The 16451-nt window shown below is 63.4% G+C and carries 14 protein-coding genes and 1 pseudogene; 9 read left to right on the forward strand and 6 right to left on the reverse strand.

From position 1 onward, the window contains the following. Positions 1-57: 57 nt before the first annotated feature. Complete coding sequence (locus AU465_RS14230) at positions 58-1272, reverse strand: acyltransferase family protein (protein WP_192248350.1); 1215 nt, start codon at positions 1270-1272, stop codon at positions 58-60. 124 nt (positions 1273-1396) lie between these two features. Here AU465_RS14230 and speB point away from each other — a divergent pair, with 124 nt between their 5' ends. The 3 genes and pseudogenes from speB (at position 1397) to AU465_RS14245 (ending at position 4199) form a co-directional block, all read left to right on the forward strand. Continuing rightward, positions 1397-2398: an agmatinase gene (speB, locus tag AU465_RS14235; RefSeq protein WP_192248352.1), complete on the forward strand. Its 1002-nt coding sequence runs from the start codon at positions 1397-1399 to the stop codon at positions 2396-2398. Positions 2399-2427: 29 nt separating this feature from the next. Beyond that, on the forward strand, positions 2428-3360 hold the full coding sequence (argC, locus tag AU465_RS14240; RefSeq protein ID WP_192248355.1) for an N-acetyl-gamma-glutamyl-phosphate reductase: 933 nt from the start codon (positions 2428-2430) through the stop codon (positions 3358-3360). Positions 3361-3366: 6 nt separating this feature from the next. Then, positions 3367-4199: pseudogene (locus tag AU465_RS14245) on the forward strand (aminoglycoside phosphotransferase family protein). Here the strand turns inward: AU465_RS14245 and AU465_RS14250 are convergent. Beyond that, positions 4189-5280 carry a COX15/CtaA family protein gene (locus AU465_RS14250; protein WP_192248358.1) on the reverse strand — a complete coding sequence of 364 codons (1092 nt, stop codon included), beginning with the start codon at positions 5278-5280 and terminating at the stop codon, positions 4189-4191. The pseudogene AU465_RS14245 and the gene AU465_RS14250 overlap by 11 nt on opposite strands. Positions 5281-5432: 152 nt before the next feature. Here AU465_RS14250 and AU465_RS14255 point away from each other — a divergent pair, with 152 nt between their 5' ends. After that, positions 5433-5648, forward strand: coding sequence for a DUF2842 domain-containing protein (locus AU465_RS14255; RefSeq protein ID WP_192248361.1), 216 nt, complete (start codon positions 5433-5435; stop codon positions 5646-5648). 6 nt (positions 5649-5654) lie between these two features. Here AU465_RS14255 and AU465_RS14260 read toward each other — a convergent pair whose 3' ends face one another. Next, positions 5655-6713 (reverse strand): polysaccharide deacetylase family protein, encoded by a 1059-nt coding sequence (locus tag AU465_RS14260; protein ID WP_192248363.1) that lies wholly within the window; start codon positions 6711-6713, stop codon positions 5655-5657. Positions 6714-6803: 90 nt separating this feature from the next. Here AU465_RS14260 and AU465_RS14265 point away from each other — a divergent pair, with 90 nt between their 5' ends. Both AU465_RS14265 and AU465_RS14270 read left to right on the forward strand, forming a co-directional pair. After that, positions 6804-8033, forward strand: coding sequence for a GNAT family N-acetyltransferase (locus AU465_RS14265; protein WP_192248366.1), 1230 nt, complete (start codon positions 6804-6806; stop codon positions 8031-8033). A 125-nt stretch (positions 8034-8158) separates the two neighbouring features. Beyond that, positions 8159-8395 (forward strand): metallothionein, encoded by a 237-nt coding sequence (locus tag AU465_RS14270; protein ID WP_192248369.1) that lies wholly within the window; start codon positions 8159-8161, stop codon positions 8393-8395. 95 nt (positions 8396-8490) lie between these two features. Here AU465_RS14270 and AU465_RS14275 read toward each other — a convergent pair whose 3' ends face one another. Together AU465_RS14275 and AU465_RS14280 are read right to left on the reverse strand one after the other, a co-directional pair. Then, positions 8491-8925 carry an FKBP-type peptidyl-prolyl cis-trans isomerase gene (locus AU465_RS14275; protein ID WP_192248372.1) on the reverse strand — a complete coding sequence of 145 codons (435 nt, stop codon included), beginning with the start codon at positions 8923-8925 and terminating at the stop codon, positions 8491-8493. Positions 8926-9228: 303 nt separating this feature from the next. Then, on the reverse strand, positions 9229-11424 hold the full coding sequence (locus tag AU465_RS14280; protein ID WP_192248375.1) for a GumC family protein: 2196 nt from the start codon (positions 11422-11424) through the stop codon (positions 9229-9231). 264 nt (positions 11425-11688) lie between these two features. Between AU465_RS14280 and AU465_RS14285 the strand changes: the two genes are divergently transcribed. Then, the gene (locus AU465_RS14285) at positions 11689-12252 is read left to right on the forward strand and encodes a polysaccharide biosynthesis/export family protein (RefSeq protein ID WP_192248378.1); all 564 of its coding nucleotides are present in this window, start codon (positions 11689-11691) and stop codon (positions 12250-12252) included. Positions 12253-12260: 8 nt separating this feature from the next. Beyond that, on the forward strand, positions 12261-13448 hold the full coding sequence (locus AU465_RS14290) for a glycosyltransferase (protein WP_192248381.1): 1188 nt from the start codon (positions 12261-12263) through the stop codon (positions 13446-13448). 22 nt (positions 13449-13470) lie between these two features. Here the strand turns inward: AU465_RS14290 and AU465_RS14295 are convergent, their stop codons facing one another. Then, positions 13471-15837 carry an ATP-binding protein gene (locus AU465_RS14295; RefSeq protein ID WP_192248384.1) on the reverse strand — a complete coding sequence of 789 codons (2367 nt, stop codon included), beginning with the start codon at positions 15835-15837 and terminating at the stop codon, positions 13471-13473. Between AU465_RS14295 and AU465_RS14300 the strand changes: the two genes are divergently transcribed. Further along, on the forward strand, positions 15836-16327 hold the full coding sequence (locus AU465_RS14300) for a YjiS-like domain-containing protein (protein WP_192248387.1): 492 nt from the start codon (positions 15836-15838) through the stop codon (positions 16325-16327). The two genes, AU465_RS14295 and AU465_RS14300, sit on opposite strands and share 2 nt — an antisense overlap. The last annotated feature ends 124 nt before the right edge of the window (positions 16328-16451 follow it).

Consider the following 16451-nt stretch of genomic DNA (forward strand, 5'->3'; position numbering starts at 1 on the left):
GACCCGGTTAGGCGATGCCCATGACAGGGCGGTGAACGAAGCCGGCTAGCTGTTTGGTCAAATCCGTTTGGAAAGGCGGCGGAACCACGCCAGCGCCGGCATCTCGACGAAGCGCCAGGTGAACCATGATGTGACGACGACGGCGATCAACATCGCCATCAAAGCCGCGAAGCCGATCCAGGGCGAGCCAATGCCGAAGCCGGTCAGCTGGTCGCCGCGCAGGGTCATGTCGCCGACGATGCCAAGCCCGAGCTTGCGCTCGACCAGGCCGCCGACATTGATCATGCGCGCCTGAACGAAAATGTGGACCATGTAGATCGAATAGGAGAGCGAGCCGAGCAGAAGCATCGGCCGGCTGGAGAGCAGGGCGCTGATCAAACCGCCCTCATGAGCGAAGAGGTAGAGCGCCAGCGCAAAGACGACGGGCGCCGCAATGCCGGCGTCGTTCGTTCCGGCGACCGAAACGAACATGCCGATCACCGCGATCATCGCGAGCTCGGCCAGCGTCCAGGCGACGCGCCCTGCCTGGCCGACCATCGCCTGTCGCGCCTCTGCAATGGAATCGTGCTGAAACCAGGCGAGCAACGCGCCGAGCGAGAAGCCGTAAAGGCAGCGGATGAAGCCGAAATCGAAGGACACGTCCATATGACGGGTCGAAAAAGCAAGCAGGAAGAAAGGCGCCGTCACAGCGGCGGCCACGAACCATATCCAGGCGCGCCGACCGGTCGCAAAGACGACGCCGGCAAACAGCAGGTAGGTGAAGAACTCGGCCGAAATGCTCCAGCTCGGCGCATTCCAGCTCAGATGATTTTCGAGTCCCATGCCCTGCAGCAGGAAGAGATTGGCAACGAGACTTTTGAGGTCGAAGCCGCCGGTGAAGGGCGCGGCACCCGTTCCGTGCAGGGCCGGGAGCGCAAGCCGCACAAGCTCGAAAGCGACGAATGCGGCAAGTATCAAAACATGCAGCGGGTAGATGCGGCCAAAGCGCACCAGCGCGAAACGGGCAAGCTCATCCGGCCCGCTCAGCCGGCTGCCGTAGGAGCTGGCGATGACGAAGCCGGAAAGCACGAAGAAGAAATCGACGAACAGATAGGAGCCGCCGACAAACGCGCTCTGCGAGATCATCGAGGTGGTCGGGAAATGGAACAGCGCCACCAAGAGCGCGCAGATACCGCGCCAGGAGTCGAGCACCAGGAAGCGCTCGCCGGCCATCGTTCCGGTTCGGGTCGCCGCCGGCGGGGGCGCGAGGTTGAGCAAGGCGGCCTCGGTCATATTGATACAAATCCTGTGTTGCCGTGGCACTCACTGAGCGCCATTCCGTCTCCGCAAGCTGTGACTGGCATGTTGCGTGCCGCTTCTGTAGTTGTGGCTGCCCGATGACAACCGAGGACCCGTAATGGCGAACAAAGAGATCGACCACGCCTTCACCGCCCGTTCCAAGACGGGCGCGTCGTTCGAGCCGACCTATGCCGGCGCGCTGTCGTTCATGCGGCGCAAATATACGAAGGACGTGAAGGGCGCGGACGCCGTCGTGTGGGGCATTCCCTTCGATGCCGCGGTCACCAATCGTCCCGGCGCGCGCTTCGGGCCGCAGGCGATCCGCCGCGCCTCGGCGATCCTCGACAACGATCCGCAATACCCGTTCTCGCGCGACCTGTTCGAGCAGATCGCAGTGGTCGACTATGGCGACTGCCTGCTCGACAGCGGCAACCATCAGAAGACACCCGGCACGATCGAGCGCGAGGCGGCCAAGATCCTGAAATCAGGCGCCTTCCTTTTGACGCTCGGCGGCGATCATTTCGTCACCTGGCCGCTGCTCAAGGCGCATGCCGCGATCCACGGGCCGCTGGCGCTGGTGCAGTTCGACGCGCACCAGGATACCTGGCCGGACGACGGCAAGCGCATCGACCATGGCTCCTTCGTCGCCCGCGCGGTGAACGAAGGCATCATCGATCCCGACCGCTCGATCCAGATCGGCATCCGTACGCATGCGCCGGACACGTTCGGCATCAAGATCATCTACGGCCATGAGGTCGAGGAGATGCGCGCCTCCGACATCGCCTATGCGATCGTCGAGCGCACCGGCGGCAGGAAGACCTATCTCACCTTCGACATCGACTGCCTCGACCCGGCTTTCGCGCCCGGCACCGGCACGCCAGTGGCCGGCGGCCCGTCCTCCGCCAAGATGCTGTCAACGCTGCGCCAGCTCGGCCAGGTCGATATCGTCGGCGCCGACGTCGTCGAGGTTGCGCCGGCCTACGATCATGCCGATATTACGGCAATTGCCGGATCGATCATCGCCATGCACTATCTTGGCCTGGTTGCCGAACGGAAGGCGCGGCTCGAGGACCTGAACAACGGCACTCATGCCGTGATGCATAACGCTCAGGGCATATAACTTTGAAATCGCAGGGAATTTGGTAACCGATGAAACCGAAAATCTTCATTGACGGCGAGCATGGCACGACGGGCCTGCAGATCAGGGCGCTGCTGGCCGACCGCGGCGACCTGGAGATCATCTCCATTCCCGCCGAGCGCCGCAAGGAAGCCGCGGCCAGGGCCGAATTTCTCAACGCCGCCGATGTCGCGATCCTGTGCCTGCCGGATGCCGCCGCCAAGGAGAGCGTGTCGCTGATCGAGAACGACACGACCAAGGTGATCGACGCCTCGACCGCGCATCGCGTGGCCGAAGGCTGGGAATATGGCTTCGCCGAAATGGACAAGGATCAGGCGAAGAAGATCGCCAGCGCAAAACGCATCGCCAACCCCGGCTGCTGGCCGCAAGGCCCGATCGCGACGCTGCGGCCGCTGGTCTCCGCCGGTCTCTTGCCCGCTGACTTCCCAGTCACCGTCAACGGCATCTCCGGCTATTCCGGCGGCGGCCGGCCGATGATCGAGGACTATGTCGGCAAGGGCGAGGATGCGCCCGAATTCCTGCCCTATGGCCTGACGCTGCAGCACAAGCATGTGCCGGAGCTCAGGACCTATGCGAAGCTGTCGCATGATCCGATCATGCAACCGGCGGTCGGCAATTTCGCGCAAGGCATGATCACGGTGGTGCCGCTGCAACTCGGCGGCCTCGACCGCGTGCCGACGGGCGCGGAGCTTCATGCGGCGATCGCAGACCACTACGCGTCGATCGACGGCGGCGTGGTCGAGGTCGCGCCCTATACGCATATGGAGCGCATGCCGGAGATCGACCCGGAGGTCTATAACGGCACCAACCGGATGAAGGTCTATGTGTTCGCCAATGACGAGCGGGCGCAGGCGCTGCTCTTGGCCGTCTACGACAATCTCGGCAAGGGTGCTTCCGGCGCCGCCGTGCAGAACCTGGACCTGATGCTCGGCATCAAGCACTGAGCGACAATGCAGGCGTTCCCCGAGCGCTGGAAGGTCAGCGCTCCCGAGCTCATTGCCGAGACCTTCTCCAGCCGCATCTGGAAGGTGACGCGCGAGGACGGCTCGCCGGCAATCGTCAAGGACCTGAAACCGTTCGACGATGTCGCGGACGAGTTGCGCGGCGAGCATTTTCTGGCCTGGCGGCGCGGCGAAGGCGCGGTTCGCCTGCTCGGCCGCGAAGACAATCGCATGTTGCTCGAATATGCCGGCGACCGGCTGCTCTCGCAGCACCTCGCCGAGCATGGCGATGATGCCGCGACCGCGATCGCGGCCGAGGTGATGGCGAAGCTGCTTTCGCCTTCGACAGACACTCCGCCGCCGGATCTGCAGCCGCTGCATGAAAGATTTATCAGCCTGTTTCGGGCGGCCAAATCCGACCGCGGCGCCGGCCGGGACACGCTTTACGTCGAAGCGGCGGCAACCGCCGAGCGGTTGCTTGCCGATCCGCATGACGTCAAGCCGCTGCATGGCGACCTGCATCACGACAATATCCTGTACGGGCCGCGCGGCTGGCTGGCGATCGATCCCAAGGGCGTGCTCGGCAACCCCGGCTTCGATGCGGCGAACATGTTCTACAATCCGCTCGACCGCGACGATCTCTGCCTCGATCCGCGCCGCGTCGCGCATATGCCGAAGTGTTTGGAAAAACGCACGGACAGTCGCCGCGCGCGATCCTCGACCATGCGATCGCCTATGGCTGCCTGTCCGCCTCCTGGCATCGCGAGGACGGCAATGCGGTCGACGAGGCGCGCGAGCTTTCAGTTGCCGAAGCCATCCGCAAGGTGCGCCTCAGCTTCTGACGGCGATCTCGGTAGGCAGCGAATAAGCACCCTTGGTGCCGCGCCAATGCGCGGCGGCAAAGCCGAGCACGATCAGCGCGAAACCCTGATGGGTCAGCGCCATATGCAGCGGCACCTGCATCAGGAGCGTGCCGATGCCGATTAAGGCTTGCGCCAGCACCAGCAAAAACAGAAGCGTGGCGCGGCGGGTATGGGTCGTGCCGGGCTGGCGCCGCCACGGTGCGACCATATGCCAGAGCGCCACCACAAAGAGTGTGTAGGCGCCGAGCCGGTGCACGAACTGTACCGTCTTCGGATTCTCGAAGAAATTCAGCCAGGCGGGTTTCAGCAGCAGGAGATCGGCCGGGATCACCTTTCCGTCCATCAGTGGCCAGGTGTTGTAGGAGAGACCGGCGTGGAGGCCGGCGACCAACCCGCCGAGATAGATCTGGATCAGGGCCAAAAGAACGATGAAGCCGGCAAGCCGCTGTGTCGAGCGGTCGGCGGCCGGCTCCGAATGCGGCGCAAGGCCCCGCGCGACCACCATGGTCGCTGTGAAGATCATGGCGGCGATCGTCAGATGCGTCGCCAGCCGATACTGGCTGACCGAGACTCGGTCGACGAGCCCAGAAGCCACCATCCACCAGCCGATGGCGCCCTGCAGGCCGACGAGCAGAAGGATGCCAACCAGTTTCGGTCCGAGGCCGCGTTCGATGCGACGGGTCGCCCAGAAGAACAGGAGCGGCAGGGCTAAGACGACGCCGACACAGCGGGCGAGGATGCGGTGCACCCATTCCCACCAGAAGATCGACTTGAACGCCTCGATGCTCATGCCCTTGTTGAGCTCGGTATATTGGGGGATCTGCTGGTAGCGCTGGAATTCTTCCTGCCACTCGGCGTCGTTGAGCGGTGGGATGACGCCGTGGATCGGCTGCCACTCGGTGATCGACAGGCCGGAATGGGTAAGCCGGGTGGCGCCGCCGACCAACACCAGCGCAAGCAGCACCAGCAGCACGAAATACAGCCAGCCGCGCACCAGCGCGCGGTTATGCAGATCGCGGTCGCGGGCGGCGGATGGGGCCGTGGCGATGATGGCAGCCATGGGAATTTCCCGGCAGTTGAAATCGCGGGATTGGTGGACCATGACCGCCTCGCTGGCAAGGCCGGACAGCGCGGCACGCCGTCGCGCTGGCCGGAGACGGTTGCACGAGCCTTCCGTTCGGCCTAAGCGAGACGGGTCAACGGGACCGCGACATGCCCATTCGCCTGAAAAAGCTGATCGGAACCATCCTGCTGGTGGCGCTGGTCATCGTCTACGCGCTGATCGCTTCGGCCATCGCGGTCACCAGGCTCGCCGAATACGGCTCCTTGGCGCATTTTCTGTTCTTCCTGCTCACCGGCCTGCTCTGGGTGCTGCCGGCAATGGGCATCATCAAATGGCTGATCATCGAGCCGCCTCAGAAAAGCTGAAATGCCTTAGATCGTGACGACCATCTTGCCGGCATTGGCGAGCGGCGTTGTCAGACCCGACAGCATCGTGCGGATATGGGCGACGCTCTGGTAGCGGCCGTTGACGGAAATGCGCGGTAGCGCGTGCAGGAAGCCGGCATGCTCGGCTCTCAGCACGCCGTGCCGGGTCGTCACCGCCGAGGCATAACCGGCGTCTCGGACAAAACCCACCTCGCGGCAGCCGACCGCGCTGGCATAGCCGTATGGGTAAGCGAAATGGTGCGGCTCCCGCCCGAGCTTTTCCTTGAGAATGCGGCGGACGTCGTCGATCTCGTGCTGCGCGTCCGCCTCGGAAAGCCGCTTGAGGTTGCGGTGATTGATGGTATGCGCGCCGATCGTCACTAGAGGATGCGCCGCCATCGCGCGGATCTCGTCCCAGCTCATCAGGGTACCGGGACGGCCCGTGCCAAGCTCGATACCGTTGGAGCGCGCCAATTCGCGCAGCGCGGCGCCCTGCTCTTCTTCGCGAACTTCAAGGGTCAGCCAGGCGGTCAGGCGCGCATTGGCCTGAATCTTTCGGCCTTGCGTGGAGCAGTCGATCACCGTCGGGCCGTTTGCCGTCGTCAGTCGAAGACGCGAGCTCCTGTCGACGATATCCTCGATCACGTCCCACCAGAGGTAGGCCGTGCCGTCGATGAGGCCTGGCGCGGCGTAGATGGTGATCGGTGCGCGATGCTTCTCCAGAACCGGCAGCGCTTCCGTCATGTTGTCGCGATAGGCGTCGTCTGCGGTGATGGCGGCGAATTGGCCGCCCTTGCCCCTTGAGCTTATCCGCTCGATCGCCTCGTCGAGACCGATGAAGGCATAGCCACCCGCCTTCATGTCGGCGATGAGGGTATCGAGAAAGCCGGGTGCGATGTTGAGGTGACTGTTGACGCTGTTCGGCTTCTCGGGCGTCGCGGTCACGCGATGCAGCATCAGGATGGCGCCGATGCCGCCGACAAACGGCTTCGCCAGCGGAGCGAGGCCGGTGTAGCGGGCAACGTTCAAGGCCAGTTTGCGGATCGCCTCGCCCCCGTCGATCATTCCTTCACCTTTTGCGCCTAGGCTCATTCAAGCACGACTTGCGCCTATGCGAACCCCAGGTTGCAACCAATACGTCTTAAGGATTGAGGGATGGTTGACGCCGCCGCGTCATTTGACGGCAATCGGGTCGCTGCCAACGAAGCGCCGGCGCGTGCGCCTGCCTCGAGCCAGGGCCGGTTGACGGCGGCGGTGAGCGACGGCGCCGATCTTACCGGCTATGCGGAGTTCTGCGCTTCGGCGCTGTTTGCCCCGGCGCAGAGCGCGTCCTGGATGCGCAACTGGACGGCCGAGACCAAGGCCGACATGGTGGTCGCCACGCTGAACGTCGAAGGTCGACCGGCGCTTTCGCTGGCGCTGGAAGTGGTGCGAAGCCGCCCCTTCCGCATCGCTCGCTTCGCCGGCGGACGTCACGCCAACGGCAATTTCGCGGCGGTCGACCCGCGGTCGCTGCCTGCCATCGACGGTCCGGCGATCCGCTCCTTGTTCTCGGCAATCGCCAAGGCGCGGCCGGACATCGACCTCGTTTCGCTGGAGCGGCTGCTGCCCGATCTCGACGGCGTCGCAAATCCGCTCGCCGCGCTGCCCAATTTCCCGAGCCCGAACCTGGCGCTGGCGGTCGATCTCGACGGCGGGTTCGATGCGCTGCTTATCCGCGCGAGCGGCAAGCGCAAGCGCAAGAAGCATCGCTCGCAGACACGCAAGTTCGAGGTTGTCGGCAGCTTCGGCCGCATCGAGGCGCGAAGCCGCAAGGAAGTCGACAAGCTGCTCGACGCTTTCTTCGACATGAAGGAGGTGCGCTTCGCCAAGATGGGCATAGCCAACGTCTTCGGCGATGGAGACGTGCGGGCCTTCTTCAGGGCGTTGTTCGCCGACGCGCTTGCCGAGCAAAAGCCATCCTTCCTGCTGCACGGACTGGAGGTAGCGGGGAAAATTCGCGCCGTCACCGGCTCCAGCCGCTCAGGCAAGCGCTTGATCTGCGAGTTCGGGGCGATCGCCGAGGACGATCTTGCCTTCACTAGCCCCGGCGACTTCCTGTTCTTCGACAACATCCAGGAAGCCTGCGAGCAAGGGTTCGACGTCTACGACTTCTCGGTCGGCGACGAACCTTACAAGCGGCTCTGGTGCGACATCGAGGTCCAGCATTTCGAGGTGCTGGCGCCGCTGACGCTGAAGGGCCGGGCGCTGGCCACGGGGCTCCGCCACGGCGCCCGGGCAAAGGCCTTCATCAAGAACAATCCAACGGTCTGGAAACTGACCAAGATGCTGCGCCGGAAAGCGGCCGGCCAGGCGGCCGCGCCTGCAGCCGAGGACGACGGTTAGCCTGGAAAGAGTCGCACTATCGCCGTCGAACTCCGGTTGACCGGGCAAGCAGGCCGACGTCCTGAGGTCCTTGGGCGGAACCTATCGAGTGCCGAGAGGTTTTCGCACTCAGAAGGAGAACGGCCATGGCCAAGTGCGACCAATGCGGCAATGACTACGACAAGGTATTCCAAGTTAGCCTGGACGGGCAAACCTATACGTTTGACAGCTTCGAGTGCGCGATCCAGAAGCTTGCGCCGACGTGCCCTCATTGCAGTGTGCGGATCATTGGGCATGGCGTCGAGCAGGGCGACATCATCTACTGCTGCGCGCATTGCGCCGCGCAGGAAGGGGCCAGCGCTCTGACCGATCGCGCGCCTTGACGTTCGCGATCTCTTGCCCTTCCCTCGGAGGGCCATTCGGGAACGCTTTCCAAGCAGCGCTCTGACATGACCCTGAGCAGTCGTTCGAGTTCCAGCTACGCCGCCTGAACGATCTCGACCAGTTCAACGTCGAATACCAGATCCTTTCCGGCCAACGGATGATTACCGTCGAGCTTGACGCTGGCGTCGTCCACACCGATGACCGTTACTTGCATGGCACGTCCTTCGCGGGTGCGGGCCTGCAATTGGGCGCCGATATCGACGTTGATATTTTCCGGCACGCTGGCGCGGTCGATGGTTACGACCGCTTCGGGACGATGCGGGCCATAGGCGGCGTCGGCGGGAACGGTGACGGTGCTTTTCGCGCCGACCTCCATGCCCTCGACATGGGTTTCGAGGCCGGGAATTACCTGTCCTTCACCTAGTGTGAATTGCAGCGGTTCACTGCCGGAAGAATCGAATTGCGTGCCGTCGGTCAGACGTCCGGTATAGTTGATGCGTACAGTGTCGCCATTCTTGGCCTGTGTCATAGCAACCATCCTTTTGGGAGTTTTTGAGGGACCGGCCTAGAGTTCACGGTCCCGCTCTCGATCATCCCCGCACGAAAGTGCACGGCGCGAAACTCTAAAACTAGGTGCTCCGCTGCCGATGTAAAGTGCTCGATCTGCCGAGAAATGTCCTGGTTCGGTTCTTGCAGCCGACGACTATCACACCCGGCACCGACTGAACCGTGCTCGATTCGTCGCCGTCTCGGTCTCTTCCCCCGGTACCTCGGGGCGATTCTTAGCAAGCGCTGCGGCAGGTGCAGACCAGCCCGATTGGCGCGCTCAGCCCTATGCAGCCGACTGGCGCCCTGGCAATGGATTTCCCGGCTCATGGCCGACCGGGGTCACCAGCGTGACGTCCGGATAGCCGTTCTCGATCAGCTTCACCGCCGCCTGCGTCACCTCGTCATCGGCTTCGAGCATCGACAGGAAGACTTCCGTGCAGTCGCCTACAAGCCGGCTGATGCCTTGCGCATCGGCCGGGCCGCATTCGACGACGACGAGGTCGTAAGCCGTGGTCAGTGACTGCATGATGATCGGCAGTCGGTCGGCGGCACGCATGGCGCGGACGGGATCGGCTGTGCCCACGGGAACGACATGGGCGTCCGAGTAGAGATCCGGGTGGATGACGTCGCTGAACTGCGCTTCGGAGGCGAGGAGATTGGTGATGCCGGGGAAAAGCCCACTGTCCAGCATCGGACGCGAGGCGGCGCCCGAGGCGGTGAGATCGAGCAGCAGCACGCGCAGGCCCGCATCCGACACTTCGCGCGCCACCAGCACGGCGGTAGCGGCGGCCTCGTCGCCTTCCGGGGAGACGAAGATGGCGCGCGCGGCACCCGAGGCGATCAGCTTTTCAGCCGCCTTGTCGACATCGATCTCGCCCAGCCTGGACTGCCACGACGGAGACGCTTCCGCCTCGGCTGGCTCCGCCGGCTCGGCAAGCGCTGCCGCCATGGCGGCGCCCTGCCCGATCCGGTCGTCGGCGACCGAATCGCCGCCGGCTTCGTCCTCGGCTTCGGCAATCGCCGGCTCGGTGCGCGCCACCGGCATCGCCACCTGCTCGATCGGCTCGAATCTGGCGCCGGCGGCCGGGCGCATGGCGCGGCCGGAGAACAATTCCTTCAGAAGCGTGCCGATCGCCATCAACAGCAGCGACGCGGCCGCTGCGGCTCCGGTGATCGGACCGATCTTCGGGAAATAGGGTTCAGTCGGCACCTGCACCTTCGAAAGCAGGCGAGCGTCCACCGGCAAATAGTTGCGGTCCGCGCGCGAAGCCGCCTCGCGGTAGCTCGCCATATAGGATTCGAGCTGCTGGCGCTGGGCATTGGCGTCGCGCTGCAGCGCATCGAGCTCCACCTGCTGCTCGCCGGCGCGGGCCGACGCCGCCTTCAGCGTGTTGACCTCCGCAACAAGTTGGTCCTCGCGAGCCTTGGCCGTCTGCGCCTGGGTCGCCAATCCCTTCAGGATCTTCTGCCCCTCGTTGCGAATCTGACCCTCGAGGTCGGCAAGCTGCGACTTCAGCGCCCGGATGCGCGGATGATTGTCCAGCAGGGTCGTCGACAGGTCGGCAATGTTGGTCCTCAGCTCAATCTGCCGCTCGAGCAGGCGCTGGATCAATTCCGAGGACAGAACTTCCGGGACACTGTCGAGCGCGCCGCCATCCTGCAGCGCCTTGCGCACGCTATCGGCGGTCGCCTCGGCAGCGGCGCGATTGGCGCGCACCCGCGAAAGCTCGCTCGAAAGTTCGGAGAGCTGCTGAGTCGCGAGCACCGCATTGTTGCCGCCCATCAAGAGGTCGGATTGCGCGCGGTAGGCGGCAACCTTGGCTTCGGCCTCCTTCACCCGATTCTGCAGGTCGGTGATTTCCGGACCGAGAAAACCTGTGGCGGCAGTGTTCGATTCCTTCTTCGCGTTGCCTTTGGAGGCAAGATAGGCCTGTGCGATGGCGTCCGCGACCTGCGCGGCAAGCTTTGGATCCTTCGAGGAGAACTCGACCGCGATAACGCGAGATTTTTCAACGCCGTAGACGTTGAGCTTATCGTGCATAGCCTTGAGCACGCGCTCTTCCGGCGGAATGTCGAAGGGATCGCTCTTCAAGCCGACAAGAACGAGGGCGCGACTGAGCGCCGACATCTTCAACGCCTCGTCGAATTCGGGCAATTTCTCCAGATTGAGGTCCGCCGCGACCTTCTTGAGGATGTCGGGGGACGATATGATCTGGACCTCGGTGGCCACCGCTTCCTCGTCGGTCGCCGGCTTGTCGTCGTTGGTTGTGCCGGCCGGCCGCGTGAAGACCGATTCGCGCGGCCCGATCTCCAGCTTGGCCACCGCTTTATATTGCGGCGTCGCCAGCCAGGCGAAGGCAAAGGCCAGTCCGGTGACGACAAGCGTGACGAGAACAATGCGCAGCCAGTTCCTCGCCAGGCTGGCGAAGAGCTGTCTCAGATCGACATCGACATCTGCGGCCGCGGACTGAACGGACATGCATCCTGCTCCGGAACTTTGAGTCGAGGATGGACCGTAAACAACTATGGTAACTCAGCCGTTAAGATCAGAGTGCGTCCTTATTAGAAGACACTCAAAGAACATCGAGCGAAAGCAATAGAACGATTGGGTTTTTTGCCGGCCGTCACCCCTTCCGAACGCAGTCCTTTACCGGCCATTAACCCTAACAGGATGATAACGGACGCACTTCCTGGGGTTGGCCGCAACACTGGCGGCGAAAGCGACGAAGGTTCGTGTCCGATCATGAAAAGCACTGCTCATCTCTTTCGCGCCATGCTTGCCCTGTCGCTGCTTACCGGCTGTTCCAGCTACCGCCCGACGCCCGCCGCCTTTCATGAAGTGCTCGACCAGCCTTACAGGCTCGGCGCCGGCGACCGCATCCGCGTCACGGTGTTCGAGCAGGACGGGCTGACCAACACCTACAGCATCGACCAATCCGGCTACGTCTCCTTCCCGCTTGTCGGCGCCGTGCCGGCGCGCGGCCACACCGCCCAGCAGCTGGAAAAGGAAATCGCCGACAAACTGCGCCAGGGGTATCTGCGCGACCCCGACGTCTCGGTCGAGATCGATCGCTACCGGCCGATCTTCGTCATGGGCGAAGTCGGCGCCGCGGGGCAGTATTCCTATGTGCCGGGTCTGACCGTGCAGAAGGCGATCGCGATCGCCGGCGGCTTCACGCCGCGCGCCAACCAGGAAAGCGTCGACATCACCCGCGATATCAACGGCAAGGTCATGACCGGCAGGGTGCAGACATCCGACCCGCTCCTGCCCGGCGACACCGTCTACGTCCGCGAACGCCTGTTCTGAAAACCAACGTGGCGGCTCACCTCCGCATCGTCCACTGCTTCCGCTCACCTGTCGGGGGAATCTTCCGGCATGTGCGCGACCTGACCGAGGCGCAGGTCGCCGCCGGCCATTCCGTAGGCATCGTCTGCGATTCGACGACGGGGGGCGACTATGAGGAACGGCTGTTCGACGCGATGAAGGAGAGCCTGGCGCTCGGCATACATCGCACGCCGATGCAGCGTCATGTCGGGCCGGGCGACATCGCCGCGGCCTGGCGCACATATGGAATCATCAAGGAATTGCGGCCGGACGTGCTGCACGGGCACGGCGCCAAGGGTGGTGCCTATGCCCGTCTGTTCGGCTCACTGTTGCGGGTTTCAAGGTATCGCGTGGCCCGCCTTTATTCGCCGCATGGCGGCTCGCTGCACTATGACGAAACGACGGCCACCGGAAAGCTGTTCTTCGCGCTGGAGCGTCTTATGGCTCGCTTCACAGACTGCCTGCTGTTCGTTTCCGACTATGAGCGGAAAACCTATCGTCGGAAGGTCGGCGAGCCGCCCATCCCCAACAGGCTGGTCTATAACGGCCTGCGCGCCGTCGAGTTCGAGCCGGTGGTGACGGCCGCCGATGCCGCCGATCTCTTATACATCGGCATGATGCGCGACCTCAAAGGTCCGGACATCTTTATCGATGCGCTGGCGCAGGCAGGCAGCGAGCTCGGCCGCCCGTTGAGCGCGGTGATGGTCGGCAACGGCGACGACCTGCCGCACTACCACGCTCAGGTGGAGCGACTCGGACTGAAGGGCCATGTCCGTTTCCTGCCGCCGATGCCGGCCAGAGAAGCCTTCGCGCTGTCCGCGCTGATCGTCGTCCCGTCCCGCGCGGAAGCGATGCCTTACATCGTGCTCGAGGCGCTGGCTGCCGGCAGGCCGATGATTGCCACGGCAGTCGGCGGCATTCCCGAGATATTCGGCGAGACCTCCCCTGCCCTGATCCGGCCGGATGCCGGCCAACTTGCCGACAGGCTCAGAACGGCTCTCGACGATCCCGGCGCATACCGGGCCGGCCAACTTGCCGACAGGCTCAGAACGGCTCTCGACGATCCCGGCGCATACCGGAAACTGATGCCGCAAGGTGCCGAGTTGAAGGCGCGATTCGGCGCCGACGTGATGGCGGCCGAGATCGAGAAGGCTTATTTCGCGGCGCTGCGCGGTTAGGGTTCGACTTGGACGCCGCAAATCATCGCTCGAAATCCGCAAGAACGTCCGCCTCGAACAAGCTCAACGACCGGCCTCTCGCCCTTAGAGCAGCGTAGAGTTTCGGTTCGAGCCGCGCCGACAAAATGGCCTCGACCCGCTCCCGCTGGGCAGCCTCGGTAGGCTGCCGGCCGTCGGGCCAATCATCAAAGCAATGATCGACAAAGCCGAGCATGAGCGCGGCGTCGCTGAACCTTCCATCTCGAGCCGCGAGTTCAGTAGCGTTTTGGATGATGCACCAGTGCCAGGAAGCGTGATCGCGCGGGAGATACTTCCACGCCTCGTTGATGGCGTCCCTGGCCGCCTCGCTGTTGCCGAGCGCCATAGAATAGCAGGCAAGATTGCTAAGCTGAGCGCCAAGCTCAAGCGAGCTGCCGCGTTCACGCAGGGTTGGCAGGATGCCTTCGGCGAGCGCCAGCGCGCCTTGATGGTCCTGTTTTCGGTGAATAATTTCAGCCAGATACATTGTCGACCGGAACAGGCCACGCTCGTTTCCGGACGATCGGTGCATTGCCAATCCTGCCTGGCATTTGGCCATTCCGGCAACGTCTTCTCCACTCGTCAATAGCCACAAACCAATCGAAACAAGTGACCAGGCCTTCAGCTTTGATGGCGCAAGCTTGCTCGACAGCGCCTCGAGCCGCACGAAAACCGGCGCAGCCTCCGAACGACGGCCGGCGAAGTTGAGCGTGGTGCCAAGGAGAACGAGAGCTTGGGCAAGCAACTCATCGTCGGCGTCGGCGTCGAATAGCTCCACGGCCTGGTCCAACGCTTCGATCGCACGCAGGTCCCGGGAATTGATCCTTGCCAGCTCTCCAGCCGCAAGGAGAAGCCGGCCGCGAAAGTGTGGACTGACGTCATCAGCGAAGGCGACCGCAGCTTCGGCAAATCGGAGGCCCTCGCCGCCAAGTTGAGCCTCGATCCAATAGCGATAACTGGCAGCAGCCAGACCGACAAACAGGACCCAATCGGCTGTTGATCTCGCCCACTCAAGGGCCGAGCGCAGATTGTCCGTATCCGGTCGATAGGCTGCCACCCAGGCTTCGTCCGGGATGAGTTCCCATCGAGCGAGGCTTTCCTCGAAGCGACTCCGGACATGGTTCGCCAAGCGCGAGCGTGCATCCTGCTCTTCGTTGTGCCTGGCCAATTCCTGCAAGGCGAAGTGCCGGGTCGTCTCCAGCAATCTGTAGCGGGCGCGATCTCCGCTGTCGCGCGTGATCAGCGATCGCCTGACCAGCTCAGACAAGTGGTCATCGGCATGCTCGCCGACCACGGCGCGGACACCGTCCAACGCAAAGCTGCCCTGAAACACAGCAAGTGCCCGCAGAGCCCTCCGCTCGCCCTCGGCGAGCAACCCATAGCTCCACTCAAGCGATGCCGCCAGCGACCGATGCCGGCCCGGTGTGTCGCCCCAACCTGTCGAAAGCTCCCCCATGCGTTCGGCCAGCTGGCGTTCTACCTCGGCGAGGCCGAGAGTGACCGATCTTGCCGCCACCATCTTGAGAGCAAGAGCGACGCCATCGAGGCGCACACAAAGCTGCCGCACGAGAGGCAATTCGTCGGCTGCGAGGGTCTCGCCCCGCGTTTCATAGCAGTGGATAAGGAACATCTCGGCAGCCGAACGGCCGCTTTCGGACGTTGCTTCGACGGCGAACGGCGCGAGCTTGAAAATATGCTCTCCGCTCAGTCCGAGAGGCACCTGCGAGGTCGTGATGATCCTCAGCATCGTGGCATCGGATAGCAAGGAGCGGACAACGTTGGTAACGGCATGCGCGACGTGCTCGCAATTGTCCAGAACAAGCAGCCCGGCCAGTGGCCGCAGCATGTCGAGGATAGAGAGCAGCGGTGTGGTGTCGGTTCTGACGGCAATGCCGAGCACCTGCATGATCGCGCTCTCGACAAAGCTGCCATCGGGCACCGATGCCAGGTCCACAACCCAGACACCGTCTTGAAAATCGTCGGCGAGTTCCTCGGCGGCTTTCAGGGCCAGCGTCGTCTTGCCCACGCCGCCGGGGCCAAGGGTCGTAACCAACTGGTATTGGCTGACGAGCTCCATGAGCCCTCTCATCTCAGCGTCCCGGGCAATGCATTCCGGCCGGTACAGAGACAGATTTCCGCGGGAGCGAGCAGCTGGCGCCATGCGCTCCTGGATACGCGTGGGGATCGGGCCCACGTAGCGGTAGCCGCGGCCATGGACAGTTGCGACAAAGTCTGGACCGAGGGCCTTGCGCAGGGCCGATATGTGAACGTGGAGGGTATTCTCTTCCACGATCGCGCCGGGCCACACGATATCGAACAACTCGCGCTTCTCGACCAGCATATTGGGCCGCTCGAGGAACACGAAGAGCATGTCGATGCTGCGCGCGCTGAGTTCAATCGCTCCGCGCGGCCCGCTTAGCGAACGCTCCCGCTCGTTCAGCACGAAATCGCCGAAGGACAGCGCCATCGCCAATCCTGAATTTGACCTTAAGGAAACGCTACAGAAGATTTCAGGATCGCATCAAGGACTTTCCATCCGCGCAGCCGCATCGTCCCACCGTTCACAATGGAGAAAGACGATGCAAACCCTCCAAACTGCCCTCCAGCTTGTGGCGCGCCTTGTCGCCGCGGCCATGCGGGTCGCCAGAAGCGCGCTCGCGAACGCAGCGGCAAAATATCGGGATCGCCGCATCCTTGAGAGACTAAGCGCCACCGAACTGGAAGACATCGGCCTCTGCCGTAGCGCGGATGGCGCGATCGACTTCCGACCTCGGTGCCCTGATGAAGCTGAGCCCAATGTCGCCGGCACCGCGACACCTTACGGCAACCGCGTCTTAGCGACCGGGGTAGAGCAGGCCTAATTCGCAGCGCTAGAACTTTAGCCAACACTAATTTGGTCCAGACGAAAGGACCGTCAGTCGTCGCTGACAATAATACAGCTTCAAAACCACTGGTTGTTTCAAGGCTTTCTTAGCTCTCTTTTGC

It is taken from the genome of Mesorhizobium silamurunense (genome assembly GCF_014843905.1).
Lineage (GTDB): Bacteria > Pseudomonadota > Alphaproteobacteria > Rhizobiales > Rhizobiaceae > Mesorhizobium > Mesorhizobium silamurunense.

Coding starts and splice junctions, on each gene's coding strand:
- AU465_RS14230 (WP_192248350.1), bottom strand. CDS start 1,272: ATGACCGAGGCCGCCTTGCTCAACCTCGCGCCCCCGCCGGCGGCGACC.
- speB (WP_192248352.1), top strand. CDS start 1,397: ATGGCGAACAAAGAGATCGACCACGCCTTCACCGCCCGTTCCAAGACG.
- argC (WP_192248355.1), top strand. CDS start 2,428: ATGAAACCGAAAATCTTCATTGACGGCGAGCATGGCACGACGGGCCTG.
- AU465_RS14250 (WP_192248358.1), bottom strand. CDS start 5,280: ATGGCTGCCATCATCGCCACGGCCCCATCCGCCGCCCGCGACCGCGAT.
- AU465_RS14255 (WP_192248361.1), top strand. CDS start 5,433: ATGCCCATTCGCCTGAAAAAGCTGATCGGAACCATCCTGCTGGTGGCG.
- AU465_RS14260 (WP_192248363.1), bottom strand. CDS start 6,713: ATGATCGACGGGGGCGAGGCGATCCGCAAACTGGCCTTGAACGTTGCC.
- AU465_RS14265 (WP_192248366.1), top strand. CDS start 6,804: ATGGTTGACGCCGCCGCGTCATTTGACGGCAATCGGGTCGCTGCCAAC.
- AU465_RS14270 (WP_192248369.1), top strand. CDS start 8,159: ATGGCCAAGTGCGACCAATGCGGCAATGACTACGACAAGGTATTCCAA.
- AU465_RS14275 (WP_192248372.1), bottom strand. CDS start 8,925: ATGACACAGGCCAAGAATGGCGACACTGTACGCATCAACTATACCGGA.
- AU465_RS14280 (WP_192248375.1), bottom strand. CDS start 11,424: ATGTCCGTTCAGTCCGCGGCCGCAGATGTCGATGTCGATCTGAGACAG.
- AU465_RS14285 (WP_192248378.1), top strand. CDS start 11,689: ATGAAAAGCACTGCTCATCTCTTTCGCGCCATGCTTGCCCTGTCGCTG.
- AU465_RS14300 (WP_192248387.1), top strand. CDS start 15,836: ATGTCGATGCTGCGCGCGCTGAGTTCAATCGCTCCGCGCGGCCCGCTT.
- AU465_RS14295 (WP_192248384.1), bottom strand. CDS start 15,837: ATGCTCTTCGTGTTCCTCGAGCGGCCCAATATGCTGGTCGAGAAGCGC.